We start from the raw sequence: 13,283 nt of genomic DNA on the forward strand, positions 1-13,283 counted from the left end.
CACAGGCATGCGCCTGTTGATTTGGAGTGGTTATGGGTGATCGGCACGACTACGTGGCCCTGGAATGGGTCAAGGGCGAGATTGCCGAAACGCTGAAGCAGGCCCACCTGGCCCTTAATCGCCTGGTGGACGACCCGCAGGCGTCGGATGCCCTTGCCCAATGCCTGGCCTGCATCCATCAGGTCCATGGCAGCCTGCAGATGGTCGAGTTCTACGGCGCGGCGTTGCTGGCCGAGGAAATGGAGCAGCTGTGCGGCGCCTTGCAGAGCGATCGAATCGCCCATCGCGACGAGGCCATCAGCCTGTTGCGCCAAGCCTTGGGCCAGTTGCCGATCTATCTTGATCGGGTCCAGGGCGCTCGTCGCGACCTGCCGTTAGTGGTGCTGCCATTGATCAATGACTTGCGCAGTGCCCGGGGCGAGAGCCTGTTGTCGGAGACCAGCCTTTTCAGTCCGCAATTACCCGATATCGCCCCGCTCGGCGAGGACGCCTTGAAACGGCTCGAGCCGGCCGACCTGCCAGGCACCTTGCGCAAGTTGCGCCAGACCCTGCAAGTGGCCCTGGTGGGGCTGTTGCGCGAACAGGACGACGCCACCCATCTCGGTTACCTGGCCAAAGTCTTTCACCGTTTGGAAACCTTGTGTGCCGGCGCGCCGCTCAACGTGCTGTGGCAAGTCGCTTCGGCGCTGGTCGAAGGCATGCGCGACGCACGCATCGGCAACAGCCCGGCGCTGCGCAGCCTGTTCAAGGACGCCGACAAAGAACTCAAGCGCCTGCTGGAGCAGGGCATCGCCGGCATCAATCAACCGGCCCCACCTCACTTGGTCAAAAGCTTGTTGTTCTATATTGCCAAGGCCGAACACCCCAGCGGGCAGATGCAGATCATGAAAGAACGCTACTCACTGGACGACGCGCTGCCCGACGGCGCGATGGTCGATGAAGAACGGGCGCGGCTGGCCGGGCCCGACCGCGATGCCATGCGCTCGGTGCTGGCGGCGCTTTGCGAAGAATTGGTGCGGGTCAAGGAGCGCCTGGACCTGTTCGTGCGCAGCGACCGCCAGCACGCCTCGGAACTGGACAGCCTGTTGGCGCCCCTGCGGCAGATCGCCGACACCTTGGCGGTGCTCGGTTTCGGCCAGCCGCGCAAAGTGATCATCGACCAATTGGCGGTAGTGCTGAGCCTCGCCCAGGGTCAACGCGACCCGGATGACGCGACGCTCATGGATGTCGCGGGGGCCTTGCTCTATGTCGAGGCAACGCTGGCCGGCATGGTCGGCACCGTCGAGCCTGAAAGCCGCGACGACAATCCTCTGCCAACGACTGACCTGACCCAGATCCACCAGATCGTCATCAAGGAAGCCCACACCTGCCTGCAACAGGCCAAGGACATGATCGTCGATTACATCGACGCCGACTGGAACAGCGAGCAGCTCGAGGCGTTGCCGGGGTTGCTGACCCAGGTGCGTGGCGCGCTGGCGATGATTCCGTTGAGCCGTGCCGCCAGTCTCGTGGAGGCTTGCAACGGTTCCATCCACGAGCATCTGCTGCTCGATCATGCCCAGCCGGGCTGGGAAGAACTCGATCATCTGGCCGATGTGATTACTGGCCTGGAATATTACCTGGAGCGTTTGAGCGAAGACCCCCATAAGCCCGCTGAAGGTCTGCTGGATGAGGTCGAACGCAGCCTCGGCGCCCTGGGCTATTCCCCAGACGAAGCCCGCGTGCCGGTGCTCGATGATGTGCTGAGCCCCAACGAGGCCCAGGTCATGCAGGACTTGCAGGAACTGGACGATCCGCAAACCGTGCAATCGCTCGCCGAAGTCCTGGCCAGCCCGGTCTCGGCGCTCAACCCGCCGGCGAGGAACATGCCGGCCAGCCTGCTGCCGCCGCCGCTGGATGAAAGCCCGGTGGACGACGAGCTGCGCGAAGTGTTCCTCGAGGAAACCGCCGAGGTCCTGGAAGTCCTGCATGAGTACCTGCCGCGCTGGGCTGCTCACTCGGATGACCACGTTGCCCTGACTGAACTGCGCCGAGCCTTCCACACCCTCAAGGGCAGCGGTCGGATGGTCCGGGCGCTGATCCTGGGCGAGCTGGCCTGGGCTGTGGAGAACCTGCTCAATCGCGTATTGGAACGTAGCGTCGAGCCGGGTACTTCGGTCCGGCAGTTGGTTGAAGAAACGGTGCAATTGCTGCCTGAGCTGGTCGCCGATTTCGCGGCCTCTCACCAACGCCAGCGCGACGATGTCGACCGCTTGGCCGCCCGTGCCCATGCGCTTGCCAAAGGCAGTGATGAAGAGGATGACGACGAACAGGACGTGGCTGCGCTCGATCCTTTGCTGCTGAAAATTTTCGACAATGAAGCCCAGGCCCACCTCGCCACGCTCAATCGCTTTCTCGACCAAGCCGCCGAGCAGTTGCCGTTGCAAGCCGGCGACGAACTGCAACGGGCCTTGCATACGCTCAAGGGCAGCGCATCGATGGCCGGTGTAGCGCCGATCGCCGAGCTCGCCGGGGTGATGGACGAAATGGCCCGGGAATACAGGGCGCATCTGTTGGCCCTCGACCTGGACGAGGTTGAGCTGTTGCTGGAAGGCGAAGGGCTGCTGCGACGTGGCCTGCGCCAGTTGCACAGCGAACCGCTGGCGCCGATCCCCGGTGCCGTCGACCTGATCCAGCGCGCCCGGGCGCTATTGGCCGAGCGCCTGCAGGCGGCCCACGGCTCGCCGGACCAAGGCGTGCGAACCAAGCGCGATACGCAGTTGATCAATAACTTCCTCGCCCAAGGCATGGACATCCTGCTGGACGCCGAAAGCCTGCTGCAGCGGTGGCAGCAACACCCCGCCGAAAGCCAGGAATTGAGTGCGCTGCTCGATGAGCTGACCACCCTTGGCGAAGGCGCGCACCTGGCCGACCTGCACCCGGTGGACGAGCTCTGCGAAGCCTTGCTCGATCTCTATGGTGCGGTGGAGGAAAGCAGCCTGGCGGTCAGCGAGGCCTTTTTTCAAGAGGCGCAACGGGCCCATGAAGCGCTGATCGACATGCTTGATGAGCTGGCGGCCGGGCAGAATGTGAATCCGCAACCCGCACGCGTCCAGGCCCTGCGCAGCCTGCTTGAAGAGAGTCTCGACCCGGCCGCCACGGGACTGATCCGCAGCGATGGCAGTCGCACCCTGAGCATCCGCGAACTGAGCCACGCGACGGCCGAAATGGAGCGCAGCGCCCCCGCCGACACTTCGGTGGACGATGACATCGCGGCTATTTTTCTCGAAGAGGCCCAGGATATTCTCGAAAGTGCCGCTCAAGCCTTGCAGCGCTGGCTCGCCGACCCGGACAACGGCGCACCGTTGTCATCGCTGCAACGCGACTTGCATACCCTCAAGGGTGGCGCGCGCATGGCGGATATCCGGCCGGTAAGCGACCTCGCCCAAGAGCTGGAGAATCTCTACGAAGGGCTGGTGGACCGCCGCTACAGCTACAGCGCGGAGCTGGCGCAGTTGCTCAACAGCAGCCACGAACGCCTCGATCTGTTGCTTGGGCAGTTGCAGCAAGGTCAGCCGTTGGGGGATCCGGTTGCGCTGATCGACGCGATCCACCGGTTCCGTCAGGACAGGCCTAACGCCATCGAGACGCCAGGCTCGGGTTTGAGCGATGCGGCCGGGCACGATCCGGAGCTGCTGGAAATCTTCCTTGAGGAGGGGTTCGACATCCTCGAGAGTTCCGGCGCGGCGTTGCTGCGTTGGCAGGAAGATCCGGCGAACCGCCAGGCCGTGGAAACACTGCTGCGAGATTTGCACACGCTCAAGGGTGGAGCGCGGATGGTGGAAATCGCGCCCATCGGCGATCTCGCCCACGAGCTTGAAAACCTTTATGAAGGTTTGTCGGCAGGCCTGTTGCAGCCAAGCCCGGCGCTCTTCAGCTTGCTGCAGGGCAGCCATGACCGGCTGGCGCAAATGCTCGACGCGGTTCGCGCCGGCCAGCCGTGTCCGCCGGGCGATCGATTGATTGCGCGGATCCAGGCCGTGAACCATCCGCAGGGCGGCGAGGCCCCCGCGACCGTTGCGGCTGCGGAGCCGGCGTTGCTCCAGGCCCCGGCGCCTTTGCTGACGCGAGCCGAGCCCGTCGCGTCAAGCGACAGTGCGGACATGGTCAAGGTCTCCGCCGAATTGCTCGACGATCTGGTGAATCTGGCCGGTGAAACCTCGATTTTCCGTGGCCGCATCGAACAGCAGGTCAACGATGCCCGCACCGCCCTGAGCGAGATGGAAACCACCATCGAGCGCATGCGCGACCAGTTGCGCCGCCTGGATACCGAAACCCAGGGGCGGATTCTCAGTCGCCAACAGGTGGAAGCCGAACGGTTGGGCTACGAAGAGTTCGACCCGCTGGAAATGGATCGCCACTCCCAGTTGCAGCAATTGTCCCGGGCGCTGTTCGAGTCCGCCTCGGACCTGGTTGACCTCAAGGAAACCCTTGATCGCAGCAACCACGACGCGGAAAACCTGTTGCAACAGCAAGGGCGCATCAACACCGAACTCCAAGAGGGCCTTATGCGTACGCGCATGGTGCCGTTCGAGCGAATGCTGCCGCGCCTCAAACGCATCGTGCGGCAAGTGGCGCAGGAGCTGGGCAAGGACGTTGAGTTCGTGGTCGGCAACGCCGAGGGCGAGATGGACCGTAACGTGCTCGAGCGCATGGCCGCACCGCTGGAGCATATGCTGCGTAACGCTGTTGACCATGGCCTCGAGCCGGCCGATGTGCGGATCGCCGCGGGCAAACCCGCCCGGGGACGAATCAGCCTCGACCTGTCCCGGGAGGGCGGCGACATCATTTTCGACATACGTGACGACGGTGCCGGGGTGCCGCTGGACGCGGTGCGGCGCAAGGCGATCAAGCGTGGCTTGCTGTCGCCAGACAGCGACATGAGCGATCGCGACGTGTTGCAATTCATCTTGCAACCCGGGTTCTCCACCGCCGAAAAAATCACCCAGATATCCGGGCGTGGCGTCGGCATGGACGTTGTCCATGAAGAGGTGCGGCAGTTGGGCGGCAGCATGGCCATCGACTCCACGCCGGGGCAGGGCGTGCATTTTCGCATTCGCCTGCCATTCACCGTGGCGGTTAACCGGGCCTTGATGGTGCAGTGTTACGAAGACCAGTACGCCATTCCGCTGAACACCATTGAAAGCATCGTCCGGGTGCTGCCCGCCGAGCTGGACGGCTATTACCAGCTCGACCCGCCGGTCTACACCTATGCCGGGCAGCGTTATGAGTTGTGCTACCTCGGCGAGCTGCTGAAAACCGGCGCTCGCCCGAAATTGCTGGGCCAGAGCCAACCCTTGCCGGTGCTGCTGGTGCAGTGCAATGAGCGGCATATTGCCGTGCAGGTGGACGCCACCACCGGGACCCGGGAAATCGTGGTCAAGAGCCTTGGTCCGCAATTTTCGGCGGTCCGGGGCCTGTCGGGAGCGACGATCCTGGGGGACGGCCGGGTGGTACTGATCCTTGACCTGCTGGCGCCGATCCGCGCTTTGCCACACCAGGTCCCGCGTCGCGATGGACGCGCGCAAGGCGAGAGTGAACCTCAACGTCCGCTGTTGGTTTTGGTGGTGGACGACTCTGTGACCGTGCGCAAGGTCACCAGCCGCCTGCTGGAGCGCCATGGCATGCACGTGCTCACCGCCAAGGACGGTGTGGACGCCATGGCGTTGCTGGCCGAGCACTCTCCGGACCTGATGCTGCTGGACATCGAGATGCCGCGCATGGATGGCTTCGAAGTGGCGGCGCAAGTGCGCAACGATCCGCGCCTGGCACATCTGCCGATCATCATGATCACCTCCCGCACCGGCCAGAAACACCGCGACCGCGCCACGGCAATCGGTGTCAACGACTACCTGGGCAAGCCTTACCAAGAGTCGGTGTTGCTCGACAGCATTGCGTACTGGAGCAAAAACCATGCATGACTCTCGCGCCAGTCATCTCACTGGGCTATTGCTGCCCTTGGCGGACCGGCACCTGATCCTGCCCAACGTGGCGGTGGCCGAACTGATCGGTTACCAGAGCAGCGCGTTCGATCTGGACACCCCGCCGTGGTTCCTGGGCTGGGTGAGCTGGCGTGAACGGCAAATCCCGCTGCTGAGCTTCGAGTCGGCCTGCGGCCAGAAAACCGTGATGGGCGAGCGCGTGCGCATCGTCGTGCTCAACGCCCTGGGCGGTCGGCCGCAGCTGCGCTTCATCGCGCTGCTGGTGCAAGGCATTCCGCGCTCCTGCAAGCTCGACACCCAGTTGAGCTACGTCGACGTGCCGCTGTGCGGGCTGGAACAAGCGGCGGTGCAAGTGGGGGAACATGTGGCGAAAGTGCCGGATTTGTTGGCGTTGGAAGAGTTGGTGGTTGCTGCTGGGCTGGTTCAGCACTTCGTCAGTTGAATCGAGTCCGATATCAGGTTGATCGTACCCGTGTGGGTACGATCGTGGATGAGAGCGTGCTCACTATCGGGTGGCAGTAGGCCAAGAGTCCATGGGTCTTTCTCTGACACAAATATTGTCAAACTCAATTAAAAACGGTTCCAAATGGCGAGGCCCGCTGAGCCCAATCCAAAGTTCCGCACTGGGGACCATGTTGGAGCCAAATTCACGTCCTGTTAGCCATTGATTGACCGGCGTATTAGTCTCTACTGGCGTAGAGGCCATAACCCATCTATTGGGATCTGTGACTTTGATATAGAAAAATTCCGACGGGGCGCTAACGATACGATAGTCAAAAGAAAACCAATAGGGCGTGCCGGGGACCATGTCGAATACTTTGTGAAGAGCTGGCATGACTTTTTCGGCGACGTACATGTTTGCCTGACCAGACCAATACCCATTTTTCCCATCTGTCTTCAGTTCACCTTTTGATGCTCCGGGTCCGTTCTCCCATCCATTTCGCTTAATTACTTCGGTAGCGCCCTCAAATGTTGTGCAAGGCTGATAACTCATGATGCTCTCCTGTCCATCGAGTGACAGCGTTCCAAGAACGCGGTCGGTTGATTTGGCTCTGCAACCGGCACATTTGCTACTGTCAGAGTTGACAGGTCGGTGTCTTTAACCGACAGGTGGACATTGGGTGCGCCGAACCATTACCCCAACCGTAACGATCCGCCACCCAGCTTGATTGATACCCTCGCCCCAACCCTCCTAATGTGACCCCCACGACAGCGAAACCGTGGAGTGATCATGACAACAACAATATCCCCCGACTCGCGCTGGACGCGGCGGCGCAGCGAAAAGCAGCGGCGTCTCGGGCTGGTGAAGGGGCTGGCCGACGGTGTGGTGCTGCCCACCGACAAGATCATTGCCGCGCTGGAGGCGTTGATCCTGCCCGGCGACCGTGTGGTGCTGGAGGGCAATAACCAGAAGCAGGCGGATTTCCTGTCGCGGTCGCTGGCGAAAGTCGACCCTTCAAAACTGCACGATCTGCACATGATCATGCCCAGCGTTGGCCGGTCCGAGCACTTGGACCTGTTTGAGCGCGGCATCGCCCGCAAGCTCGATTTCTCCTTCGCCGGCACCCAGAGCCTGCGTATCAGCCAACTGCTTGAAGATGGCTTGCTGGAAATCGGCGCGATCCACACCTACATCGAACTCTATGCCCGGCTGGTGGTGGACCTGATCCCCAACGTGGTGCTCTCGGCCGGTTTCATGGCCGACCGCGCCGGCAATATCTACACCGGCCCCAGCACCGAAGACACCCCGGCGCTGATCGAACCGGCGGCGTTCAGCGATGGCATCGTCATCGTCCAGGTCAATCAATTGGTAGACGACGTCAGCGACCTGCCGCGGGTGGATATCCCGGCGTCCTGGGTCGATTTCGTGGTGGTGGCCGACAAGCCGTTCTACATCGAGCCGCTGTTCACCCGCGATCCGCGCCACATCAAGCCGGTGCATGTGCTGATGGCGATGATGGCGATCCGTGGGATCTACGAAAAACACAACGTCCAATCCCTCAATCACGGCATTGGCTTCAACACCGCCGCCATCGAATTGATCCTGCCGACCTACGGCGAATCCCTTGGTTTGAAGGGCAAGATCTGCCGCAACTGGACCCTCAATCCGCACCCGACCCTGATCCCCGCCATCGAAAGTGGATGGGTCGAAAGTGTGCATTGCTTCGGCACCGAGCTGGGCATGGAAAACTACATCGCCGCCCGCCCCGACGTGTTCTTTACCGGGCACGACGGCTCGCTGCGCTCCAATCGCATGGTCTGCCAACTGGCCGGGCAGTACGCGGTGGACCTGTTCATCGGCGCCACCCTGCAAGTGGACGGCGACGGCCATTCCTCCACCGTGACGCGGGGCCGCTTGGCCGGTTTCGGCGGAGCGCCGAACATGGGCCATGACCCGCGCGGTCGCCGTCACGGTACGCCGGCGTGGCTCGACATGCGCCACGGCGATGGCGAGGCGCCGTTGCTCGAGCGCGGCAAGAAACTGGTGGTGCAGATGGTCGAGACGTTCCAGGAGGGCGGCAAACCCACTTTCGTCGAGACCCTCGACGCGGTGGACGTGGCAAAGAAAGCCGGCATGCCCCTGGCGCCGATCATGATCTACGGCGATGACGTCACCCATCTGCTCACCGAAGAGGGCATCGCCTACCTGTACAAGGCCCGCTCGCTGGAAGAGCGCCAGGCGATGATCGCCGCCGTGGCCGGGGTCACCGCCATCGGCTTGCGCCATGACCCGAAAGACACCGCGCGCATGCGCCGCGAAGGGTTGATTGCCTTGCCCGAAGACCTCGGCATCCGCCGTACCGACGCCACCCGCGAGCTGCTCGCGGCCAAGAGCGTCGCTGACCTGGTGGAGTGGTCCGGTGGCCTCTACAACCCGCCCGCCAAGTTCAGGAGCTGGTAAATGCGCGCCCTAAACCTGCAACCCCAAACATTACCCCTCGCTGAGCGCTTGGCCGACCTGGCGGTGGACGCGCTGATCGACGAAGCCGACTTGTCGCCCAAGCCGGCCCTGGTAGACCGTCGCGGCAGCGGTGCCCACACCGATTTGCACCTGGGCCTGATGCACGCTTCGGCATTGTCGTTGTGGCCGGCCTTCAAGGAGATGGCCGAAGCCGCGTTGGTCTGCGGCGAGATCAGCCTGCCGCTGCGCGAAGCCCTCGGTCGGATCGGTCGTGAAGGCGAAGCCGCGATGCTGGCGACCACGGGCGGGGTGAATACCCACCGGGGTGCGATCTGGGCCTTGGGCCTGCTCGTGGCGGCGGCGGCGCTGGAACCTGAATCCAACGTCGCCGGCGCCGTCACCCTGCGTGCTGCCCGCCTGGCCTTGCTCAACGACCGTTATGCGCCCCAACCCTTGAGCCACGGCGCCCAAGTCGCCCAGCGCTACGGTGCGCGCGGTGCCCGGGAGGAAGCGCAACTGGCGTTCCCGGCCATCACCGGCCTGGGCCTGCCGCAACTCAAGCGCAGTCGCGCGGCGGACGCGGGCGAACAGAACGCCCGGCTCGATGCCTTGCTGGCGATCATGACGACCCTGGCCGACACCTGCGTGCTCTACCGCGCCGGCGAAGCGGGTCTGCACGCCATGCAGCAAGGCGCCCAAGCCGTGCTGGCTGCCGGTGGCAGCGCGACTTTGGCGGGTCGCCGCCAATTGCACGCGCTGGACCAACAACTGATTGCCTTGAACGCCTCGCCCGGCGGCGCTGCCGACCTGCTTGCCGCCTGCCTGTTCCTCGACCGTCTCGAACGCGGCGATGGCCTCGTCCCTGGAGTGTGCTGATGGAAACCTTATCCTTTGAATTTCCCGCCGGGCAGCCGCCACGGGGCCGGGCGCTGGTGGGCTGCGTCGGCTCGGGCGACCTGGAAGTGCTGATCGAACCAGGCTTGGCGGGCACGCTTGCGATTCAAGTGCAGACGTCGGTCAATGGCAGCGAGCAACGCTGGCGGCATCTGTTCGCGCGCATGTTCGACGGCCAGACGCCGCCTGCGATGATCATCGATATCCACGATTTTGGCGCCACCCCCGGCGTGGTGCGCTTGCGCCTGGAACAAGGCTTCGAGGAGATCGGCCATGACTGACAGCGCCGCGTTGCTCAACAAGCATAGCTTCGTCGAACTCGGTGCCCGGCAGCGGGCCAAGGCCCTGCTCGATGAGGGTACGTTCCGCGAATTGCTCGACCCGTTCCAGCGTGTCATGTCGCCCTGGCTGCTGCGCCAGGGCGTGGTGCCGCAAAGCGATGACGGCGTGGTGATCGCCAAGGGCACCCTCGATGGTTTGCCGGTCGTTGTGGCGGCTATCGAAGGCGCATTCCAGGGCGGCAGCCTTGGCGAAGTCGGCGGGGCAAAGATTGCCGGTGCGCTGGAGTTGGCCGCCGAAGACAATCGCAACGGCACTCCCACCCGCGCCGTGCTGCTGCTGGAAACCGGTGGCGTGCGGTTGCAGGAAGCCAACCTCGGGCTCGCGGCGATTGCCGAGATTCATTCGGCGATTGTCGACCTGCGCCAGTACCAACCGGTAGTCGGCGTGGTGGCCGGCAGCGTCGGCTGCTTTGGCGGCATGTCGATCGCCGCCGGGTTGTGCAGTTATTTGCTGGTCACCCAAGAGGCGCGACTGGGGCTGAACGGCCCGCAGGTGATCGAGCAGGAGGCCGGTATCGATGAATACGATTCCCGCGACCGCCCTTTCATCTGGAGCCTGACTGGCGGCGAACAGCGTTTCGCCACTGGGCTGGTGGACCGTTACGTCGCCGATGACGTGGCACGGATTCGCCAACAGGTCGCCGAACTGCTGCACCTGGGCGTGCCCACCGAGCACCGCAGCGCTCAGGCCGAGCTGTTCCTCCAGCGCCTGGCTCGCTTGGATACCGATGTGCAAATCGAACCGGCGACGGTTCGCCAGTTGTATCAGGGAGAACGTCCATGAGTGCGTATTCGTTGAGGGGCTTGCGTTGGTTCGAGGCCCTGAGCGGCGGTGCCGCGCCGTTGGACGGCTTGCCCGCTTCGCTGAAAGTCGCCGATGTCCAACTGGGCGGGCAGCCGGCGCGGCTGCTGGCCGTCGTGGCCGATTCGGCCAACCGTTTTCCTCGGGCTCGCAACGGCGAAGTCGGGTTGCTCGAAGGGTGGGGCCTGGCCAAAGCCGTGGACGACGCCATCGAGGCCGACCGCAATGCCGCGGCCAAGCGAGCGTTGATCGCCATCGTCGATGTGCCTAGCCAGGCTTACGGCCGGCGCGAAGAAGCCCTCGGCATTCACCAGGCACTGGCCGGCGCAGCGGACAGTTACGCCCGCGCACGATTGGCCGGGCACCCGGTGATCGGCTTGTTGGTGGGCAAGGCCATGTCCGGCGCATTCCTGGCCCACGGCTACCAGGCCAACCGACTGATCGCCCTGCGCGATCCGGGCGTCATGGTCCATGCCATGGGCAAGGCCTCGGCGGCCCGGGTGACCTTGCGCAGTGTCGAAGAGCTTGAAGCCTTGGCCGCGAGTGTGCCGCCGATGGCTTATGACATCGACAGTTTCGCCAGCCTGGGGCTGCTGTGGGAGTCCTTGTCGGTGGAACGGATCGAGCAACCTACGGCCACGGACCTGGCTCGGATCACTGATTGTCTGCAACAGGCGATCAATGACGTGGCCGGGGCGTCTCGGGATTTAAGCGGGCGCCTCGGTGCGACCCACCGGGCGGCCTCCAGTACGGTTCGCCAATTGTTGAGAGCGCAGTGGTGAACGGGTTCCTCGCTCATGATCTGCTTTGGGGGATGACCCCGCAGCAGCTGCCAGCAGGTGCGCCGGCATGGGTTGTCGAATCGATTGCCGGCGGTCAACCCGTGGTGGTTCGGCGTTCACTGACGGCACCGGATCAAATCGCCGTAGGAGTGCGTGGACGCTTGCGTGAGCAGCGTTACGCAACGTCGATGGCGGTCGCGGCGATTTCCCGTCGCGTCAGGCCGGAAGCGCTTTGTCACGTCCTGTCGAGGCGCGATTTGCCAGCCCTGCAAGCGCTGTCCCGCCTGCGCCCGATCCTCGACGCCAGCGGCTGGACCTGGGGCGTGAGCGGTAGCGCCGGGTTCGAACTCGCCACAGGCGTCGAGGCGCTGCATGAGGGCAGCGATCTGGATTTGATTCTGCGCACGCCGCGCTTTTTGGACCGTCTCCAGGCCAGGGAGCTGTTGGCGCAACTGGATGCCTCGATGTGCGTCGTCGATATGCAGTTGCAGACGCCTTTGGGCGCCGTCGCGCTGCGCGAATGGGCGGGCTCGTCGCCTCGGGTGTTGCTCAAGGATAACGTTCAGGCCCGGCTGGTGAGCGACCCTTGGCAGCCTTCACTGGAGCAGGTCGCGTGAGCAGCCTCTTCGTCTTTCCCGGCCAGGGTGCGCAGCGCGTGGGCATGCTCCATGGCTTGGCGCAGCAGACCCTGGACGAAGCGGGCGAGGTACTCGGTGAAGATGTCTTGCAACTGGACACTGCCGTGGCGCTGCGATCGACTCGTGCGGTGCAACTGTGTTTGCTGATCGCTGGCGTGGCGGCTTCTCGTCGGCTGCTGGAACAAGCCCCCGCGCCGGACTACGTGGCGGGGCTGTCCATCGGCGCGTATCCGGCGGCGGTGGTGGCCGGGGCGCTGGCGTTCGAGGATGCGTTGCGACTGGTCAGCCTGCGCGGCGAGTTGATGCAGCAGGCGTATCCGCAAGGCTACGGCATGACGGCGATCATCGGCCTGGATCTCGCGGCGGTGGAAGCTTTGCTGGCCCAGATGCACAGCGAAACCACACCGGTCTACCTGGCCAATATCAACGCCGACAACCAAGTGGTCATCGCCGGCAGCGACCAAGCCATGGGGCTTGTCGCCGAAAAAGCTCGCAGCCAGGGCGCTGGCAAGGCCTGCCGATTGGCGGTCAGCGTGCCGTCTCATTGCCCGCTGCTGGAGGCACCGGCCCGGACATTGGTCGAGGCGTTTACCGCTGTACCGTTGAAAGCGCCAACCTTGGGCTATCTCAGCGGCAGCCGCGCTCGACCGATCATCAAGACCGATGCCTTGCGCGATGACCTGGCGTTCAACATGTGCCGCGTGGTCGATTGGCGTGGCACGGTGCAAAGCGCCTACGAGCGAGGCGTGCGTTTGCAGATCGAATTGCCGCCCGGCGCGGTGCTGACCGGGCTGGCGCGCCGTGTATTCGAGCAGGGTACGGTCATGGCGTTTGATGGCGCGCGACCCGATACCCTGCAAGCGCTGTTGCATGAGGAGGGACGCCGCCAACCCTAGACACCGACTCAAGCTGGCGAAGCACAAAAACAACAACTTCGACGATG

General features: G+C 63.8%; 10 protein-coding genes. 9 read left to right on the plus strand and 1 reads right to left on the minus strand.

Features of this window, described 5'->3' with window-relative positions; translation table 11 throughout:
• The first annotated feature begins 32 nt into the window (after nucleotides 1–32).
• Nucleotides 33–5,960, plus strand: a complete 5,928-nt coding sequence (locus HU762_RS05910) for an Hpt domain-containing protein (RefSeq protein ID WP_186634107.1) — start codon at nucleotides 33–35, stop codon at nucleotides 5,958–5,960.
• On the plus strand, nucleotides 5,953–6,423 hold the full coding sequence (locus tag HU762_RS05915) for a chemotaxis protein CheW (protein WP_186634110.1): 471 nt from the start codon (nucleotides 5,953–5,955) through the stop codon (nucleotides 6,421–6,423). Before HU762_RS05910 ends, HU762_RS05915 begins: the two co-directional genes overlap by 8 nt.
• A gap of 63 nt (nucleotides 6,424–6,486) precedes the next feature.
• On the opposite strand, the gene HU762_RS05920 is transcribed toward HU762_RS05915, so the two are convergent.
• Nucleotides 6,487–6,975 (minus strand): hypothetical protein, encoded by a 489-nt coding sequence (locus tag HU762_RS05920; RefSeq protein ID WP_186634112.1) that lies wholly within the window; start codon nucleotides 6,973–6,975, stop codon nucleotides 6,487–6,489.
• A gap of 237 nt (nucleotides 6,976–7,212) precedes the next feature.
• Between HU762_RS05920 and mdcA the strand changes: the two genes are divergently transcribed.
• The 7 genes from mdcA to mdcH are packed head-to-tail and all read left to right on the plus strand — an operon-like array spanning nucleotide 7,213 to nucleotide 13,236.
• A complete protein-coding gene (mdcA, locus tag HU762_RS05925; protein WP_095962440.1) occupies nucleotides 7,213–8,883 on the plus strand; it encodes a malonate decarboxylase subunit alpha in 1,671 nt (556 codons plus the stop codon).
• On the plus strand, nucleotides 8,884–9,759 hold the full coding sequence (locus tag HU762_RS05930) for a triphosphoribosyl-dephospho-CoA synthase (RefSeq protein WP_186634115.1): 876 nt from the start codon (nucleotides 8,884–8,886) through the stop codon (nucleotides 9,757–9,759).
• Complete coding sequence (locus HU762_RS05935; RefSeq protein ID WP_186634118.1) at nucleotides 9,759–10,058, plus strand: malonate decarboxylase subunit delta; 300 nt, start codon at nucleotides 9,759–9,761, stop codon at nucleotides 10,056–10,058. The genes HU762_RS05930 and HU762_RS05935 overlap by 1 nt, the downstream gene beginning before the upstream one ends.
• A complete protein-coding gene (locus tag HU762_RS05940) occupies nucleotides 10,051–10,902 on the plus strand; it encodes a biotin-independent malonate decarboxylase subunit beta (RefSeq protein ID WP_186634121.1) in 852 nt (283 codons plus the stop codon). The genes HU762_RS05935 and HU762_RS05940 overlap by 8 nt, the downstream gene beginning before the upstream one ends.
• Entirely contained in the window at nucleotides 10,899–11,702 is an 804-nt protein-coding gene (gene mdcE / locus HU762_RS05945; RefSeq protein WP_186634124.1) for a biotin-independent malonate decarboxylase subunit gamma, read from the plus strand. Before HU762_RS05940 ends, mdcE begins: the two co-directional genes overlap by 4 nt.
• Nucleotides 11,696–12,319, plus strand: coding sequence for a malonate decarboxylase holo-ACP synthase (locus HU762_RS05950; protein ID WP_186634127.1), 624 nt, complete (start codon nucleotides 11,696–11,698; stop codon nucleotides 12,317–12,319). Before mdcE ends, HU762_RS05950 begins: the two co-directional genes overlap by 7 nt.
• Nucleotides 12,316–13,236 (plus strand): malonate decarboxylase subunit epsilon, encoded by a 921-nt coding sequence (gene mdcH, locus HU762_RS05955; protein WP_186634129.1) that lies wholly within the window; start codon nucleotides 12,316–12,318, stop codon nucleotides 13,234–13,236. The genes HU762_RS05950 and mdcH overlap by 4 nt, the downstream gene beginning before the upstream one ends.
• Nucleotides 13,237–13,283 lie beyond the last annotated feature (47 nt).

Origin of the sequence: Pseudomonas sp. SWRI92 (assembly GCF_014268685.1) — a bacterium.
Taxonomy (GTDB): domain Bacteria; phylum Pseudomonadota; class Gammaproteobacteria; order Pseudomonadales; family Pseudomonadaceae; genus Aquipseudomonas; species Aquipseudomonas marvdashtae.

Bases quoted from the DNA above. Each gene is read 5' to 3' on its own strand.
- HU762_RS05910 (WP_186634107.1), top strand. From the start codon at position 33: ATGGGTGATCGGCACGACTACGTGGCCCTGGAATGGGTCAAGGGCGAG.
- HU762_RS05915 (WP_186634110.1), top strand. From the start codon at position 5,953: ATGCATGACTCTCGCGCCAGTCATCTCACTGGGCTATTGCTGCCCTTG.
- HU762_RS05920 (WP_186634112.1), bottom strand. From the start codon at position 6,975: ATGAGTTATCAGCCTTGCACAACATTTGAGGGCGCTACCGAAGTAATT.
- mdcA (WP_095962440.1), top strand. From the start codon at position 7,213: ATGACAACAACAATATCCCCCGACTCGCGCTGGACGCGGCGGCGCAGC.
- HU762_RS05930 (WP_186634115.1), top strand. From the start codon at position 8,884: ATGCGCGCCCTAAACCTGCAACCCCAAACATTACCCCTCGCTGAGCGC.
- HU762_RS05935 (WP_186634118.1), top strand. From the start codon at position 9,759: ATGGAAACCTTATCCTTTGAATTTCCCGCCGGGCAGCCGCCACGGGGC.
- HU762_RS05940 (WP_186634121.1), top strand. From the start codon at position 10,051: ATGACTGACAGCGCCGCGTTGCTCAACAAGCATAGCTTCGTCGAACTC.
- mdcE (WP_186634124.1), top strand. From the start codon at position 10,899: ATGAGTGCGTATTCGTTGAGGGGCTTGCGTTGGTTCGAGGCCCTGAGC.